At 65.3% G+C, this 15,636-nt stretch carries 15 protein-coding genes; 6 read left to right on the forward strand and 9 right to left on the reverse strand.

Annotated elements, in window-relative coordinates; all coding sequences use genetic code 11:
* Window positions 1-240: 240 nt before the first annotated feature.
* Genes ACT4OC_RS27195 through ACT4OC_RS27205 form a run of 3 tightly spaced genes read right to left on the reverse strand, consistent with a single transcriptional unit; the run spans window position 241 to window position 2,235 of the window.
* On the reverse strand, window positions 241-738 hold the full coding sequence (locus ACT4OC_RS27195) for a TPM domain-containing protein (RefSeq protein ID WP_444842140.1): 498 nt from the start codon (window positions 736-738) through the stop codon (window positions 241-243).
* A gap of 1 nt (window position 739) precedes the next feature.
* Window positions 740-1,597 carry a TPM domain-containing protein gene (locus ACT4OC_RS27200; RefSeq protein WP_444842141.1) on the reverse strand — a complete coding sequence of 286 codons (858 nt, stop codon included), beginning with the start codon at window positions 1,595-1,597 and terminating at the stop codon, window positions 740-742.
* Between the two features lie 23 nt (window positions 1,598-1,620).
* Entirely contained in the window at window positions 1,621-2,235 is a 615-nt protein-coding gene (locus ACT4OC_RS27205) for a LemA family protein (RefSeq protein WP_444842142.1), read from the reverse strand.
* 219 nt (window positions 2,236-2,454) lie between these two features.
* Between ACT4OC_RS27205 and ACT4OC_RS27210 the strand changes: the two genes are divergently transcribed.
* From ACT4OC_RS27210 to ACT4OC_RS27220, 3 genes are read left to right on the forward strand one after another with little or no spacing between them, the layout of a single operon-like run.
* A complete protein-coding gene (locus tag ACT4OC_RS27210) occupies window positions 2,455-3,306 on the forward strand; it encodes an enoyl-CoA hydratase (protein ID WP_444842143.1) in 852 nt (283 codons plus the stop codon).
* A gap of 2 nt (window positions 3,307-3,308) precedes the next feature.
* Window positions 3,309-4,454 (forward strand): acyl-CoA dehydrogenase family protein, encoded by a 1,146-nt coding sequence (locus ACT4OC_RS27215; protein WP_444842144.1) that lies wholly within the window; start codon window positions 3,309-3,311, stop codon window positions 4,452-4,454.
* 11 nt (window positions 4,455-4,465) lie between these two features.
* Window positions 4,466-5,662: an acyl-CoA dehydrogenase family protein gene (locus ACT4OC_RS27220; RefSeq protein WP_444842145.1), complete on the forward strand. Its 1,197-nt coding sequence runs from the start codon at window positions 4,466-4,468 to the stop codon at window positions 5,660-5,662.
* Between the two features lie 92 nt (window positions 5,663-5,754).
* Here the strand turns inward: ACT4OC_RS27220 and ACT4OC_RS27225 are convergent, their stop codons facing one another.
* The 5 genes from ACT4OC_RS27225 to ACT4OC_RS27245 form a co-directional block, all read right to left on the reverse strand.
* On the reverse strand, window positions 5,755-8,079 hold the full coding sequence (locus ACT4OC_RS27225; RefSeq protein ID WP_444842146.1) for a xanthine dehydrogenase family protein molybdopterin-binding subunit: 2,325 nt from the start codon (window positions 8,077-8,079) through the stop codon (window positions 5,755-5,757).
* A 143-nt stretch (window positions 8,080-8,222) separates the two neighbouring features.
* Window positions 8,223-9,314 carry a S1C family serine protease gene (locus ACT4OC_RS27230; RefSeq protein WP_444842147.1) on the reverse strand — a complete coding sequence of 364 codons (1,092 nt, stop codon included), beginning with the start codon at window positions 9,312-9,314 and terminating at the stop codon, window positions 8,223-8,225.
* A gap of 98 nt (window positions 9,315-9,412) precedes the next feature.
* Complete coding sequence (locus ACT4OC_RS27235; protein WP_444842148.1) at window positions 9,413-10,288, reverse strand: dihydrodipicolinate synthase family protein; 876 nt, start codon at window positions 10,286-10,288, stop codon at window positions 9,413-9,415.
* Between the two features lie 93 nt (window positions 10,289-10,381).
* On the reverse strand, window positions 10,382-10,621 hold the full coding sequence (locus ACT4OC_RS27240) for a hypothetical protein (protein ID WP_444842149.1): 240 nt from the start codon (window positions 10,619-10,621) through the stop codon (window positions 10,382-10,384).
* Window positions 10,622-10,823: 202 nt separating this feature from the next.
* Window positions 10,824-11,741 carry a VOC family protein gene (locus ACT4OC_RS27245; RefSeq protein ID WP_444842150.1) on the reverse strand — a complete coding sequence of 306 codons (918 nt, stop codon included), beginning with the start codon at window positions 11,739-11,741 and terminating at the stop codon, window positions 10,824-10,826.
* A gap of 206 nt (window positions 11,742-11,947) precedes the next feature.
* On the opposite strand from ACT4OC_RS27245, the gene ACT4OC_RS27250 reads away from it, so the two are divergent.
* The 3 genes from ACT4OC_RS27250 (at window position 11,948) to ACT4OC_RS27260 (ending at window position 14,667) form a co-directional block, all read left to right on the forward strand.
* Window positions 11,948-12,655: a hypothetical protein gene (locus ACT4OC_RS27250; RefSeq protein WP_444842151.1), complete on the forward strand. Its 708-nt coding sequence runs from the start codon at window positions 11,948-11,950 to the stop codon at window positions 12,653-12,655.
* Between the two features lie 44 nt (window positions 12,656-12,699).
* The gene (locus ACT4OC_RS27255) at window positions 12,700-13,128 is read left to right on the forward strand and encodes a hypothetical protein (RefSeq protein ID WP_444842152.1); all 429 of its coding nucleotides are present in this window, start codon (window positions 12,700-12,702) and stop codon (window positions 13,126-13,128) included.
* A 69-nt stretch (window positions 13,129-13,197) separates the two neighbouring features.
* Complete coding sequence (locus tag ACT4OC_RS27260) at window positions 13,198-14,667, forward strand: GH1 family beta-glucosidase (RefSeq protein WP_444842153.1); 1,470 nt, start codon at window positions 13,198-13,200, stop codon at window positions 14,665-14,667.
* Window positions 14,668-14,679: 12 nt separating this feature from the next.
* Here the strand turns inward: ACT4OC_RS27260 and ACT4OC_RS27265 are convergent, their stop codons facing one another.
* Window positions 14,680-15,618 (reverse strand): AEC family transporter, encoded by a 939-nt coding sequence (locus ACT4OC_RS27265; protein WP_444842154.1) that lies wholly within the window; start codon window positions 15,616-15,618, stop codon window positions 14,680-14,682.
* Between the last annotated feature and the right edge of the window lie 18 nt (window positions 15,619-15,636).

A 15,636-nucleotide genomic window follows, 5' to 3' on the forward strand; every position in this document is an offset into this window, starting at 1 on the left:
AGTCCGACGCCATAGCGCCGAAAATATTCTGTTGCCGTCATTGCGCAAGCAGTGCAGAGAATGAACTTTCTACGAGTTGACAGGCCTTCCGAATACTTGCCCAGCCTCGGAAGCGTGCCCACCTTTCGCTCACCGAACATTCCTTTGATATCCTTCGCATCAAACGCAGTGTTCCGTGGAAGGTGGGCACGGCGCAAGGGCGCCTTTGCCCACCCTACAGCAGTTGCTACGGCAGTTGCGTCACAACACCACGGGCGCGTCGGGCAGTTCGTTGCTGCCGCCCGGTCCCTTCGGGAAATGCTGCGCCAGCAGCTGCGAGACTTCCTGGATGCCCTCGATGACGCCATGCTCGAACAAGCCGGCGCGGAAATCCTTTTCCATCGCGGTGCAGATCTTCTCCCAGCCGGCCGTGCCGACCCTGGCGTCGATGCCGCGGTCGGCGACGATCTCGACGTCGCGATCGGCCAGCAGCAGGTAGATCAGCACACCGTTGTTGTGTTCGGTGTCCCAGACGCGCAGCTGCGAGAAGATGTCGAGCGCGCGCTCGCGCGCCGGCTGGTCGCGGAACAGCGGCGCGCCGTCCAGCGCGCCTTCCACGACGAAGCGGACCTGGCCGGAATGCGTCGCCTCGCCCGCCTCGATGGCCCGCTCGATGCGCGCGAGCGCCTTCGGCGGAAAGAGACGGCGCTGCTTCCAGCGGTGGTGAACGAGATGCCTGCCGATGCGAGCGATGCCCATGCTACCAGCTCCCCGATGCGCCGCCGCCGCCGAAACTGCCCCCGCCGCCGCTGAAGCCGCCGCTGGAACTGGAGCTGCTGCTCGAGCTGCTTCCGCTGCTGCCCGACCAGCCGCCGCTGCCACGGCCGCTCGACGAGGCGAAGTCGATGAACATGGCAATGACGAATGCCAACGCGCCGGCGCCAAGCGCAATGCTGAGTATCCCGACCAGGTACCAGGCCAGACCCGCCACGAAGACGCCGGTCGCGATCGATCCGATCAACCGCCCGAGCAGACCGCGCAGCATGCCGCTGACCACGAAGGCGAGCGCCAGCCAGAACGGAAAGGCGTCGGTCAAGCCGGAGCCGTCCCAATGCGCGGGTTCCGGCTCCGGCAGTTTCTCGCCGTTGATGAGGCCGATCATGCGGTTGACGCCGTCGGATACGCCGCCGGCAAAATCGCCGCTCTTGAATTTCGGCGTGATCGCTTCGTCGATGATACGCTTGGTGGTGACGTCGGTCAGCACGCCTTCGAGGCCGTAGCCGACCTCGATGCGCAGACGCCGGTCGTTCTTGGCGACGACGAGCAGCGCACCGTCGTCGACCTTCTTGCGGCCGATCTTCCAGGCCTCAGCCACGCGCAGCGAGAACTGCTCGATCGGCTCGCCGTCGGTGGTGGGCACGATCAGCACCGCGATCTGGCTGCCTTTGCGCCGCTCGAGATCGGCGAGCCTTTGGGTCAGTTGCGCAGCGTCGCCGCTGGAAAGTGTGCCCGTCTGGTCGACCACGCGACCGGTGAGTTGCGGCACCGCGACCAGCGCCACGGCTGGAAGCACCCAGCCCAGCAGCAGCGCCATCACAACGGCACGCAGCACCTTCATGGGAAAATCGCCGCCTCGCGCGCTTACTTGGTGGGAGTGGGAGCGGGCGTCGGGTTGAAGTCCACCTTCGGCGCGACCGAGATTTCCTTCTCGTTGGCGACCGAGAAGTTCGGCTTCTCCTTGTAGCCGAACGCCATGGCGGTGAGGTTGTTCGGGAAAGTGCGGATGCCGACATTATAGTCCTGCACCGCCTTGATATAGCGGTTGCGCGCCACCGTGATGCGGTTCTCGGTGCCCTCCAGCTGCGCCATCAGGTCCTTGAACAGCGCATCCGATTTCAGCTGCGGATAGTTTTCGGTGACGACCAGAAGACGCGACAGCGCGCTGGAGAGCTCGCCTTGCGCCTGCGTGAACTTCTGGAAGGCGGCCGGATCGTTCAAGACCTCGGGCGTCGCCTGGATGCTGCCGACCCTGGCGCGCGCATTGGTGACCCCGAGCAGCACGTCTTTTTCCTGCTGCGCAAAGCCCTTCACGGAATTGACCAGGTTCGGCACCAGGTCGGCGCGGCGCTGGTACTGGTTGACCACCTCCGACCAGCCCGACTTGGCCTGCTCGTCATTGGCCTGGATGGCGTTGTAGCCGCAATTGGTCAGGCTGAGGCAGGACAGCGTCGCAACGATCGTGAAGAACTTTCGCATCTTTAACTCCCGGCATATTTTGTCGCAGGGTAGCAGATCAGGTTCACGGGATGTGCAAGTTTCTCAGCCGTCATTCCGGGGTTCTGCGCGGCGTCCCCATTGCGCACTTGCGCAATGTGGAATGACGATGTGAGCGAATTGCATTGCTCCGCCCTTGCCTGTCGCTCGCCGAAATAACAACATGGCGCGACAAGAACAAGGAAACGCAGAGGCGACGCCATGGAGTACGAGACGATCATCGTGGAACGGCCCGATCCGCGCATCGCGCGGATCGTGATGAACCGGCCCGAGGCGCGCAACGCGCAGAACCTGCAGATGACCTACGACCTCAACGCCGCATTCGACCGGATGGTGCAGGACGACGCGGTCAAGGTCATCGTCCTCGCCGGCAACGGGCCTCATTTTTCCTCCGGCCACGACCTGCGCCCCGGCGGGAAGAACGAAGCGGGCGTCGATTTTCCACCGGTCGGAAATTGGGGCGGCTTCGCCGAGCCCAACGCGCACGGCCGCTTCGCCCGCGAGCAGGAAATATATCTGCAGATCACCCGCCGCTGGCGCAATCTGGCGAAGCCGACGATCGCCGAGGTGCACGGCAAGTGCATCGCCGGCGGCCTGATGCTGGCCTGGGCGTGCGACCTCATCGTCGCAAGCCACGATGCCGAGTTCTGCGATCCCGTCGTCACCATGGGCGTCTGCGGCGTCGAGTGGTTCGTGCACCCCTGGGAGCTCGGTCCGCGCAAGGCCAAGGAGATGCTGTTCACATCAGATGTCTGGACCGCGGAAGAAGCGCACAGGCTCGGCATGGTCAACCATGTCGTGCCGCGCGAGGAACTGTCATCCTTCGTGCTGAAGCTGGCCGGGAAGATCGCAGCCAAGCCGTCCTTTGCACTGAAGCTGACCAAGGAAGCGGTGAACCGCTCGGTCGACGTCATGGGCCAGCCGGCCGCCATCGAGCAGGCCTTTGCGCTGCATCAGCTCTGTCACGCGCACAATCTTCAGGAATTCGGGATGGTGGTGGACCCGTCGGGCCTGCATCCATCCGTACGCAAACCCACCACGGCGAAACTTTAGAGATGGACCTCACCCTCAGCGACGAGCAGCGCCTGCTGCGCGAAAGCGCCGACCGTTTCGTCGGCGAGACCTACAGCGCCGAGCATCGCCGCAAGACCGCGGCGGAGCCGAACGGCTTCAGCGCGGCGATCTGGCAGAAATTCGCCGAGCTCGGCTGGCTGGCGCTGCCGATCGCCGAGGCGCATGGCGGCCTCGGCGGCGGCGCGGTCGAGGTCGGCATTCTGATGGAGGCGTTCGGGCGCGGGCTGGTGTCCGAGCCCTATCTCTCCACGGTCGTGATCGGCGCCGGGCTGATCGGAAGCAGTGGCAGCGAGGCACAGAAGCAGGCGCTGCTGCCGATGGTTGCCCAGGGATCATTGCTCCTTACCTTCGCGCATGCCGAGCGCGCTTCACGCTTCGACCTCGGCAAGGTCGAGACGACGGCGACGAAGACAGCGAACGGTTTTCGACTGAATGGCCGCAAGGTCGCGGTGCTGGACGGCCAGGCCGCGAACCAGATCGTCGTTTCCGCCCGCATCGTCAACGCCAACGGCTCGTCCGGAAAGCTCTGCCTGTTCCTGGTGCCGGCGGGAACGCCGGGGATGACGCTACACGATTATCCGCGGCTCGGCGGCGGACGCGCCTGCAGCCTCGATCTGCGCGATGTGCATTTGCCTCCCGATGCGCTGCTCGGCGACGGCGGCGATGCACTGCCGGCGATCGAGGCGGCGGTCGACCGCGCGATCGCCGCGCTCGGCGCCGAGGCCGTCGGCATCATGCAGACGCTGCTCGACACCACGCTGGAATATACCAAGATCAGGAAGCAGTTCGGCCGGCCGCTGTCGGCCAACCAGGTGATCCGCCACCGCCTCGCCGACATAGCGATGCAATGCGACGAGGCGCGCTCGATGGCCCTGCGGGCGGCGCTGATGGCCGATGCCGAACCGATTGCGCGCAGCCGCGCCGCCTCGGGCGCAAAGGCCAAGATCGGCAACTGCGCGCGCTTCGTCGCCGAGCAATCGGTGCAGTTGCACGGCGCCATGGGCGTCACGGAAGAGCTCGACATCGGCCTCTATTTCAAGCGCCTGCTCGCCTTCGACACGCTGTTCGGCGGCAGCGCCCATCATTATCGCCGTCACGCCGCCCTCGGCGGACGCGCCCAGGCCTGAAGGAGGCGAATATGGATCTCAGCTTCAGCACCGAGGAGCGCGCGTTCGAGAAGGAAGTCCGCGACTTCATCGCCGCGAACCTGACCGGCGAGATGAAACGCGCCACCGCGCTGACACCGTCGGTGTTCTCCGATCCCGATATCGGCATGGCCTGGCAGCGCGCGCTGCACAAGAGAGGCTGGGGCGCGCCGGGCTGGCCGGTGCAATATGGCGGCCCGGACTGGACGCCGGCGCAGCGCTGGATCTTCGAAGCCGAATGCGCCCGCGCCGGCGTGCCCAATGTCAACGTGATGGGCGTCAAGATGGTCGGGCCCGTCATCATCGGGTTCGGCTCGCCCGAGCAGAAGAATTTCTACCTGCCGCGCATCCTCTCCGGCGAGGACTATTGGTGCCAGGGCTATTCCGAGCCGGGCTCGGGCTCCGACCTCGCCTCGCTGAAGACGCGCGCGGTGCGCGACGGCGACGATTACATCGTCAATGGCACCAAGATCTGGACCACGCATGCGCATCACGCCAACCGCATGTTCGCGCTGGTGCGCACCAACGAGACCGAGCGGCAGCAGGACGGCATCAGCTTCATCCTGATCGACATGAAGACGCCGGGCATCACGATAAGGCCGATCCTCACCATCGGCGGCGATCACGAGGTCAACCAGGTGTTCTTCGACGACGTCCGCGTGCCCGTCGCCAACCGCGTCGGCGAGGAAGGCAAGGGCTGGACCTATGGAAAATACCTGCTGGAGTTCGAGCGCGGCGCCGGCATCGCCTCGGCCAAGCTGCGCGAGGCGCTGCGCACGATTTCCGACCTCGCCGAATCCGGCGTCACCGGCCGCGCCATCGACGATCCCGACATTTCGCTGCGCATGTCGGAGATCGAGGTCGATATCGACGCGCTGGAAATGACCGAGCTGCGCGTGCTGTCGGCGCTGCAGACCGGGCAAAACCCCGGCGCGGTGTCGTCGATCCTGAAGCTGCGCAACAGCGAAATCCGCCAGGCGGTGACGCGGCTCGGCGTCGACGTGATCGGCCACGACGCCCTTGCGGTGGAGCCGGTGCGTCCGCTCTACCGCCTCAATCACGAGCCGCCGGTGCCGGAGGAAATGCTGACGGTGGTGCCGGAATATCTCAACGGACGCGCCTGGACGATCTTCGGCGGCTCGTCGGAAATCCAGCGCGAGATCATCGCCAAGATGGTGCTTGGGATTTGATTCCCGTGTCGTTCCGGGGCAACGCGCAGCGCTGAACCCGGAACCTCGAGATTCCGGGTTCGCCTCTTCGAGGCGCCCCGGAATGACGGATACTACTCTCCCGCCCCCGCGTCCCGGATCGCCTGCCAGATTTTTGCCGGCGTCAGCGGCGTGTTGAGCTGCTTGATGCCGAGCTCCGATAGCGCATCCATCACGCCGTTGGTGATGCAGGGCGGCCCGCCGATGGCGCCGGATTCGCCGCAGCCCTTGGCGCCCAGCGGATTGGTCTTGCACGGCGCCGACGGATCGAGCGTCACCGCGATCGGCGGGATGTCGTCGGCGCGCGGCAGGCAATAGTCCTGGTAGCTCGCGGTGAGCAGCTGGCCTTCCTCGCTGTAGGCCACGCCCTCGTACAGCGCCTGGCCAATGCCCTGCGCGACGCCGCCATGCACCTGGCCGGTCACCAGCATCGGATTGACGGCGACGCCGACGTCGTCGACCGTGGTGTAGCGCACCACCCTGGTGACGCCGGTCTCCGGATCGATCTCGACCTCGCAGATATGCGTGCCGTTCGGCCAGCTCGGCCCGTCGACCTCGCCCTCGCTGTCGACCGAGAGTTTTCCGGTGCCTTCCTTCTTCGCGATCTCGAACAAATTGATGCGCCTGTCGGTGCCGACCACGGTGAGCCAGCCGTCGCGATACTCGATGTCTCCGACCGAGGCTTCGAGCAGATTCGCGGCCTTCTCGCGCGCCTTGTTGATCATGTCGCCTGAGGAAACCGCCACCGCCGTGCCGCCGACGAACAGCGAGCGCGAGCCGACGCTGCCGAAACCGGTGGCCAGATCGGTGTCGCCCTGCACCACGTCGATCCTGTCGAGGGGAATGCCGAGCGCGTCCGACACCATCTGGCTGTAGGTGGTCTGCAGCCCCTGCCCCATCGCCATGGTGGCGGAATGCAGGATGACGCGCCCCTCGCCGGTGGCGTGCAGGCTGACCTTCTCGTTGTGCGCCCGGCCGCCGGTCCACTCGATGTAGGACGTGAGCCCGCGGCCATAGAGCATGCCGCGCTTCTTCGCCGCGCGCTTGCGGGCGGCAAAGCCGTCCCAGTCGGCGAGTTCAGACGCGCGCGAAAGCATGTGCGCGAACGCGCCGCTGTCATACACCTGGCCGACGGCATTGGTATAAGGCAGCTGCGCCGGCTTGATGTAGTTGGCTTTCCGGATGGTGCGCGGATCCATGCCGAGCTGGCGCGCGGCCGCATCCATCAGCCGCTCGACGATGAACACACCTTCCGGCCGCCCCGCGCCGCGATAGGCGCCGACCGGCGCAGTATGGGTCATCACCGTCTTGACCTCATAGTGTACCAGCGGAAGATCGTAGACTCCGGTCTGCACGAACGGGCCGAGCACCAGCGGGATGATGTTGCCGGTGCCCGAGGAGTAGGCGCCGGTCGCGCCGATCGAGCGCACGCGATAGGCCAGCACCCTTCCCTTGGCGTCGAGCGCGAATTCGCCGGTCGAGGTGAGGTCGCGGCCATGGGTGCCGCCCAAAAACTCGTCGGTGCGGTCGCCGCGCCAGCGGATCTTTTTGTTCAGCTTCACGGCGGCATAGGCGACGATGCCGTCCTCGGGATAGATGCTGGTCTTCTGGCCGAAGCCGCCGCCGATATCGCCGACCAGCACGCGCACGCTGTCGGGCGGACGCTTCAGGATGGCGCCCGCCAGGAGATCGCGGGTCGAAGCCGGTGTCTGTGACTGCGTATGGAGCAGCAACCTGCCCGTTCCCTTCTCGACTTCCGCAATCGTCGAGCGCGGCTCCATCGCCGAGGGCACCAGGCGCTGGCTGACGATATCCAGCGAAACCGTGTGCGCGGCCCTGGAGAAGACTTCCTCGACCTTGGCGGCATCGCCATAGCTCATCGCCGCCACGATGTTGTCGGGCGCGTCGGGCCACACCACCGGCGCGCCGGGCTTGGTGGCCTCCACGGGATCGACCACCGCCGGCAGCACCTCGTATTCGACAGCGATCGCCTCGGCCGCGCTCTGCGCCTCCAGCCGCGAATGCGCCACCACCGCCGCCACGCCTTCACCTGCGAAGCGCACAATTTCATGGGCGAGCAGGCGTCGCGGCGGCACTGTCATCGGCGAGCCGTCGAGCCGCTTGAAGATATCCAGGGTCGGCAGCGAGCCGATATTGTCCTTGACGAGGTCGGCGCCGGTATAGACCGCGGCGACGCCGGGCATCTTTACGGCATCAGCGGTGTCGATCGAGAGAATCCTCGCATGCGCGTGCGGCGAGCGCAGCACATGGAGCCAGAGCGCGCCGTCCTCCGGCTTGTCGTCGATGAACGCTCCCTTCCCGGTGAGCAGTCTCTGGTCTTCCAAACGCTTGATCGGCTTGCCCGCGCCAAAACGTAGATTGCCGGGAAGAATGTTCATTCGCATGTCCTTAAGGCGTTTCCAATTCGCGGCAGGGTTTTAGCGATTTTTGGCCGCAAAACAACCGATGCCGGATACAAGGCTGCATGCATCCGTGCGGCTCAGCCGCACGCCGTGACGACTTGTTCGCTCTCAGGCAAGTCTTATCGCTGGCCGATATCGACGACGGCAACCTCGACGTCCCGCTTCTCGGAGCCGCGCTTGAGACTGAGGCGCACCGTCTTGCCGGCGCCGACCTGCTCGATCTGATCGGTGAGGTCGGAGAGCCGGTGCACCTGCTTGCCGTCCACCGCCGTGATCACGTCGCCGAGAGCCCCGGTCGCAAGATCGACGCCGCGGATGCCGGCGCGCTCGGCTGGCGAGCCCGGCGCCGTGCGCACCACGATCACGCCTTCGCTGCCGAGGCGGGTGGCAACCGTCTCGCTGGCGGCGACGATGCCGATGCCGGGCGTCGGCACCCGGCCGTTGCGGATCAGCTCGGGCACGACGCGGTTGACGATGTCCACCGGGACGGCAAAGCCGATGCCGGCACTGGAGCCCGATGGCGAGAGGATCGCCGTGGTCACGCCGATCAGCCGGCCGGCGGAGTCGAGCAGCGGTCCGCCGGAGTTGCCGGGATTGATCGCGGTGTCGGTCTGGATCACGTTGGCGATCTCGCGCCCGCTCGAGGTAGGCAGCCGCCGCTTCAGCGCGCTGATGATGCCGCTGGACATGGACTGATCGAGGCCAAAGGGATTGCCGACCGCGAAGGCGAACTGCCCGACCTTGAGGTCGGAGGAGCTGCCGATGGCGAGCGGCGGCGGCAATTTGCGGGCACCGCGAATCCGCAGCACCGCAAGGTCGTAGTTCGACGCCGTGCCGACCAGCCCGGCGCGAACCGCTTCGCCCGAGGCCAGGCGGATCGCGACTTCGCGGGCGTTCTGCACCACGTGATTGTTGGTGACGACGTGGCCTGCATCGTCCCAGACGAAGCCGGTGCCGGAAGCGGCGCCACCGCCACCTTCCGTCTCCTCGCTCAGCGGATTGGCCGCGGATTGCGCCGCCACCTGCACCACCGAAGGCGAGACCCGCTCGAACATCTCGATATTGGCCCGCTCGGCTTCCGACAGCGGACCGCGCTGCTCCACGGCGCGGACATTCGGCTCGGTCCAGACCGAGAAGCGCAGATTACCTGCGGCAAATGCCAGCAAGAGACCGGCAGCGACAGCGAGGACGATGACAAGGCGGCGATTCATGAGCTTTCTCCCGGGCAACAAACGCGGAAGCCGCCGGGAGGTTTCTTGATGACGGGAATGCGCTCGAATTTGATCGAGCGAGCTCTCGCCGCAGCGGGCTAGCCGAGCTCCTGCAACACCGCTTCCACCACCTTGCGCTGCCCTGCCGTCAGCGCGGCCTGCGGCGGAACGGGGTCGCCAACGTCATAGCCCTGGATGGCAAGCCCCGCCTTGATGCAGGCGGCGAGGTTGAAACGCGCAAACGCTTCGTTGACCCGCCACAACCTGCGCTGCAGCGCCATTGCCTCGTCCCAGCGCTTGGCGCGGCACAGCTCGTAGAGCGCAACGCTCTGGCGCGGGATGATGCAGGCAGGCCCGGCCATCCAGCCCAGCCCTCCGATCAGCATCACCGCGGCGGGAATGTGGGCCGAGGCGGCGAACACCTTGATCCCGTCGCCGCAGCGATTCATGATCGAGAGCAGCCGGCCGGTGTTGGTGGAAGCATCCTTGATGTAACCGATGCGCGGATGCGCCGCGAGGCGCTCGATGACGTCGAGCGTCAGATCGGAGCGCTGGAATTGCGGATTGGTGTAGATGACGACGGGAATGTCGACAGCATCCGCAATCGCGCGGAAATAGGCTTCGACGCCGGCATCGGGAAGCGGAAAATAGGCTTCGAGGATGGCGAGGATTCCGTCGGCGCCGAGCTTCTGATAGGCCCTCGCCTGCGCCACCGCATCCGCCGTCGAGGTCGAGACGACGCCGGCGACCACGGGCACGCGCCCCTTTGCCGCCGCGATGGTGGTCTCGACGACTGCCTTGCGCTGCGCGGCATTGAGATAAGCGAATTCGCCGGTCGAGCCGAGCGGCGTCAGACCGTGCACGCCGGCCGCGATGAGATCGTCGCAAAGCCGCTCCAGCACTTTCGTGCGGATCTGGCCGGATGGATCGATGGGAGAGACGAGGTAGGGAAAGACGCCGTGAAAATCGATCATGACGCGGCGATCTTAGAACCGGGCGCGCGCACAGGTCAAACGCGCGTCAAAACGAGATGGCCCGGAGCCAGGAACTCCGGGCCATCGTGGGCATCACCAGCCGTAACGAACGGCCGGATAGCCGTACCAGCCGGGGCCGCCGTAGTGGACGACGCCGGGAGCGTAGTAGCCGTAGCCGCCGTAGATGTAGGCGTCGGCGGCGATCGCAGCAGCGGCTGCAGCGGCAACGGCAGCGGCCGGACGCACCACGCGCACGCCGCGCGCTTCGGCCGGCGCGGAAACGGAAGCCGCAAGCGTTGCGGCAGCGACAAGCATCAAGGCAATCTTTTTCATTGCAAGCCCCTGTGAGTGAACCCCATTAGACGGGATGGGAAGTTGGAGAACGGTCGTTCGATCCGCCTGACAGGGACCTTAGGCGAATGCATCGGCGGCTTATGTGCAAAAGGTCACACAGGCCCGGAACCGGGCGTAAGCCGTTGAGAACGGGAAGTTACAGCCGGATCAACCGCACCCGCGTCCCCCAGGGGTCGCTGACTTAAATGCCGCCCGGAACGGCCGCGATCTCCCGGCCGGCCTTGCGCAGCCGCTCCTCTTGGGCCGCGAACAGATCAGGCTTCTCGATCTCCAGCGAGAACCAGGCAAGGCCCGTGGCCTTGTCGTCGCGGCGACCCGCGCCGGCGCTCTGCCAGACATTGAGGCCGAGATGGTGGTGGTATTGGCCGGAGGAAAGGAATGCCGCGCCCTGCCGTTCGCGGGTCGGATCGAAACCGATGGTAGTACGATAGAAGCCACCCGCCTGCGCAAGGTCGCCGACGCGAAGATGCATGTGGCCGATGCGCAGGCCGTCGGGCGCCTTGGCGTAATCGCTGACCTTGGTATTCGTGAGCGACACCAGATCGTCGATGTCGAGCTGGTCGGTGCCCATGGTCACGGTGCCGGCATTCCATTGCCACAGCGCCGGATCGCGGTCGGCATAGACCTCGATGCCGTTGCCCTCGGGGTCGTCGAGATAGACGGATTCGCTGACGCGGTGATCGGCAAAGCCCGACAGCGGCACGCGATGGATCGCCGCATGCACCAGCCAGCGCGCCAGATCCTCGCGCGTCGGCATCAGGAAGGCGGTGTGATAGAGGCCGGCGGCGCGCCTGGATTCCTCGGCTGCATCCGGATACGCCTCGAGAACGAGCAGCTTCACCCCGCCCGCCCCCAGCGTCGCCGAGGTCGCGCCGCGCTCCAGCACGGCCATTCCAATGACGTCGCGGTAGTAATCGGCGACCAGATCGAGCTTGCGTACCCGCAGCGTCACCATGCCGACCCGCATCGGGGTGCGGTTGGCGAAGGTCGGGCCGCCTGCTCCGTTTCCTTCGGCGCGTGCGGCGGCGGAGGCCGCCGCAGCCAGGGAAGCGGCGCCGGCCATTTGCAGCAGGGTGCGGCGGGTCATGTCGAGGTTCATCGCAGGTCTTGCTTCGGTTGATCCGGCCCCGTCTATCACGTTTTACCCCGGGTGCAGCCTGCCATGAAAGGCGGCGCGATCACATGTTCGTCGGCCGGGTGGAAAAGTGCGGCAAGCCGATCCAGAGCCGTTCCGCGAATCGCGCGGCTGGACTAACCAATTCGGACGAACGCTGACGTCGCATGTCGACCGCGGAGCAAAATTCCATGGCCTTCGCCTTGCAGAAACCCGATCTTGTCGACCTGCCCACCAGCCGCGAGGGAGTGCTGGCCCGCTATCGCACCCTGCGCGAGATAAGCCGGCGGATCAACGACGAGCTTACAAGGCTGGTTTCGGACGACGCGATCTTGCGGGAAGCGCGCAAGCTAGGGCTGGCGCACGGCAAAACGCTGGTTCTCGACGATATGGAAGAGATGAACTACGTTCTCGATCTCGCCATTCACACCGCAGCGCCGCCGCGGTCGAGAGCGATCGACCGCTACGCCAGATCGGCCCGATTTGCAGCGGGATCGGACGAGGCGCTCATGCTGGATGCGATGCAGGAGTCAAGGTTTTCCGTCCTCCTGATCGATGGGCGCCATGAAATCGCTGGCTTGGTTGCATCCGATTTGCTGCACGGGGCCCAGAAAATCTGGCTGATGGATGTCGGACTCGAAAGCTCGATGCCCGAGGGAGCGGTACTGGCGACCCGGCTCTATATGCCCGGCCACTTCGCGATGACGGCTGGCGCCAACGTGCCTTGCGATCGCACCCTTCTGGAGGACGCCCTGTACGAATTGCCGAGCCGATTGTGCGACGGCCCGCTCGAGGCCCTGTCGCGCGACCGACGCTTCGCCGAAGCGGTCTATCGCATTGCCCTCTCTGAGGGGCTTATGCATCGCGTCAGATACAGGGACGTGCCAGACGACGCCTGATCGGGTAAGCTGACGAACCTTGCTCCCCAGGCTTCTGCAAATCCATGCCCGTCAGCTTCAAGGAAATACTCGACGCTTTCGGATTCCTCGACGCGACCGGAGGGTACAACTATCGCGCCGTTCTCTGCAGGGAAACGGGCAAGATCTATACGCACTCCGATCATCCCGACTTCGAGGATCTCAACGACGAGCTGCCGGACGATGTCGACGACGAAGAGAAATATGTCGATATTCCCGACAAGCGCGAGCTTGACCTCGGCAAGCCGCTGGCGATCGCCTTTGTGGACGAGTTCCTGCCGCGGGACTCCGGCGAGGTTCGCCGCATTTTCAGCCGACGCGGCGCCTATCGCAATTTCAAGGCCCTGCTCATCAGGAGAAATGCCCGCGATCGCTGGTACGAATACGAATCGCAGGCGGCCGAGAAGGCGTTGCGCGACTGGTGCGAGGTGAATTCGATCGAACTGACGGAATGACGCGCGACCTGGACCGCCCGCCCTATCCTGCGGCCGTCGGATCGATCAGTTAGGTTGAGGTTTCATCCGATGGTATCGAGATTTTCACGCCGGCACTTCGCAAAGCTTGTCGGACTATCCTCGCTCGCCATGGCATTGCCCGCCGGCGCGGCGGAGAGAAAAGGCAAGCCAGCCCATGATCGCTTTGCCCCGGCGCCGTTTCCAAAAGGCTTCGTGTGGGGCACCGCCACATCTTCGTACCAGATCGAAGGTGCGGTCAACGAGGACGGCCGCGGTCCCTCGATCTGGGACACTTTCTCCCACACCACCGGCAAAATTGCCGACCACAGCAATGGCGACCGCGCCAACGAGCACTACTACCGCTACAAGGAAGACGTGCAGCTCATCAAGCGACTCGGCGTCGAGGCCTATCGCTTCTCGATCGCCTGGCCGCGCGTGTTTCCCGAAGGCACCGGCGCAGCAAATCCCACGGGCCTCGATTTCTACCACCGCCTGATCGACGAGCTGCTCGCAAACGGCATCGAGCCCTATGCGACGCTCTATCACTGGGATCTGCCGCAGGCGCTGGAGGACCGCGTCGGCGGCTGGCGCTCCAGCGACACGTCGAAGGCATTCGGCGATTATTCCAGATATGTCGCCGCGCGTATCAGCGACCGCGTCAAGAACATCTTCACGATCAACGAAGCCGGGCGTTTCCTCAATTTCGGCTATGGCTGGGGCATCGACGCACCCGGCCTGAAACTGCCGGCCGGCGAACTGAACCAGGCGCGCCACAACGTCGTGCTCGGCCACGGCCATGCCGTGCAGGCAATCCGCGCCGGCGCTCGCAAGGGAACGAAGGTCGGCATCGCCGAGAACATCGCGGCCTGCGTGCCGGCGTTCGCGACGCCGGAGCACATCCGTGCGACGGAAATGGCGACGCGCGAGCTGAACGCCGGCCTGCTCGGCGTGACGCTGGAAGGCAAGTACACCGACGGCTATCTGGAATATGCCGGCAAGGACGCGCCGAAATTCACGGCGGACGAACTGAAGATCATCGGCTCGAAGACCGACTTCGTCGGCCTCAACATCTACGCGCCGCAGTTCTACATCGCCGCATCCGACAAGAAGCCCGGCTGGGACGTGCTGCCGTTCCCGTCGTCCTTCCCGCACATGAACTCGGAATGGCTGCGCATCGGCCCCGAGGTGATCTACTGGGCGCCGAAGATCGCTGCGAAGATCTGGGACATCGATACGATCTATATCAGCGAGAACGGCACGTCATCGGAGGACAAGCTGCACGACAACGGCAAGGTCTACGACCTCGACCGCATCAGCTTCCTGCGCAACTACCTGACGCAGTTGCAGCGCGCGACCTCGGAGGGCGTGCCGGTGAAGGGCTATTTCCTCTGGAGCCTGATGGACAATTTCGAGTGGATCTTCGGCTACGAGAAGCGCTTCGGCGTCTACCACGTCGATTTCCAGACGCAAGCGCGCACGCCGAAGCTGAGCGCGGCGTTCTATCGGGACGTGGTGGCGAAGAACGCGATCGGGCCATAGGGAGGTTGGACGTCAGCGCGACGCCGCGGTCACCAGCAGCACCATGATGGGAAGCGTCGCCGCCGCCAGCATGGTGCCGAGGGCGACGCTGCCCGAGACGGGGTTGACGAGGCGCTGGTATTGAATCGCGAATATATAGGCGTTGGCCCCGGTCGGCATGGCCGCAAACAGGACGACCACGCCCGTCACCAGCGGCGGCAATTGCAGCAGATGCGCCAGCATCCAGGCCAGCGCCGGCATCGCCAGCAGCTTCAGCGCGCAGATCGCGACGACGCCGAGCTTGGCGCCGCGGATCTCGAACCGGAACAGGTTGATGCCGAGTGCGATGAGGGCCGTCGGCGAGCCGGCCTGCGCCAGCAATTCGACGGTCTTGTCGACGACCGGATGCAGGCCAAGCCCGGTCAGGCGCCAGAGCAGGCCGAGGCCAATCGCAATCATGATCGGGTTGCGGGCGAGATCGACCACGATGGGCAGGATCAGCGAAGCAGCCGAGCCGGAGCGTTTGCGGTCCATCCACGCCATCTGCAGGGTGCCGCACAGCCAGAGCAGCGGCGTATTCACCGACAGGATCAGGGCCATCGGCCCCGCCGCCTGGCTGCCCAGTGCCGAGAGCGTCAGCGGGATGCCGAGCATCACGATATTGCCGTAGACCGAGCCGATCGCAAAGACCGGGCCGTCCTCGCGCTCCTGCCGAAGCAGCCTCGATAGCAGCAGCGCGGCGATCCAGACCAGTGCCAGCGCGCCGTAATAGGCACCCCACACCTGGAAGGCGCTGACTGCGGGAAACTCCGACACGACGACGGTGCGAAACAGCAGCGCAGGGATCGCGATGCTGAAGGCGAACTCCGAAATGCCCTTGTTGGCGGTCTCGGAAACGAAGCGGAACAGCACGGCCGCATAACCCGCCGCGATCAGGGCGAAGACCGGGGCGACGATCAGGACGGTGGCCATGCGGCGCTCATCGGCGGA

It is taken from the genome of Bradyrhizobium sp. (assembly GCF_052389815.1).
GTDB lineage: Bacteria > Pseudomonadota > Alphaproteobacteria > Rhizobiales > Xanthobacteraceae > Bradyrhizobium.

Coding starts and splice junctions, on each gene's coding strand:
- ACT4OC_RS27195 (WP_444842140.1), bottom strand. CDS start 738: ATGGGCATCGCTCGCATCGGCAGGCATCTCGTTCACCACCGCTGGAAG.
- ACT4OC_RS27250 (WP_444842151.1), top strand. CDS start 11,948: ATGGCCTTCGCCTTGCAGAAACCCGATCTTGTCGACCTGCCCACCAGC.
- ACT4OC_RS27200 (WP_444842141.1), bottom strand. CDS start 1,597: ATGAAGGTGCTGCGTGCCGTTGTGATGGCGCTGCTGCTGGGCTGGGTG.
- ACT4OC_RS27260 (WP_444842153.1), top strand. CDS start 13,198: ATGGTATCGAGATTTTCACGCCGGCACTTCGCAAAGCTTGTCGGACTA.
- ACT4OC_RS27240 (WP_444842149.1), bottom strand. CDS start 10,621: ATGAAAAAGATTGCCTTGATGCTTGTCGCTGCCGCAACGCTTGCGGCT.
- ACT4OC_RS27210 (WP_444842143.1), top strand. CDS start 2,455: ATGGAGTACGAGACGATCATCGTGGAACGGCCCGATCCGCGCATCGCG.
- ACT4OC_RS27225 (WP_444842146.1), bottom strand. CDS start 8,079: ATGAACATTCTTCCCGGCAATCTACGTTTTGGCGCGGGCAAGCCGATC.
- ACT4OC_RS27220 (WP_444842145.1), top strand. CDS start 4,466: ATGGATCTCAGCTTCAGCACCGAGGAGCGCGCGTTCGAGAAGGAAGTC.
- ACT4OC_RS27205 (WP_444842142.1), bottom strand. CDS start 2,235: ATGCGAAAGTTCTTCACGATCGTTGCGACGCTGTCCTGCCTCAGCCTG.
- ACT4OC_RS27230 (WP_444842147.1), bottom strand. CDS start 9,314: ATGAATCGCCGCCTTGTCATCGTCCTCGCTGTCGCTGCCGGTCTCTTG.
- ACT4OC_RS27245 (WP_444842150.1), bottom strand. CDS start 11,741: ATGAACCTCGACATGACCCGCCGCACCCTGCTGCAAATGGCCGGCGCC.
- ACT4OC_RS27235 (WP_444842148.1), bottom strand. CDS start 10,288: ATGATCGATTTTCACGGCGTCTTTCCCTACCTCGTCTCTCCCATCGAT.
- ACT4OC_RS27215 (WP_444842144.1), top strand. CDS start 3,309: ATGGACCTCACCCTCAGCGACGAGCAGCGCCTGCTGCGCGAAAGCGCC.
- ACT4OC_RS27255 (WP_444842152.1), top strand. CDS start 12,700: ATGCCCGTCAGCTTCAAGGAAATACTCGACGCTTTCGGATTCCTCGAC.
- ACT4OC_RS27265 (WP_444842154.1), bottom strand. CDS start 15,618: ATGGCCACCGTCCTGATCGTCGCCCCGGTCTTCGCCCTGATCGCGGCG.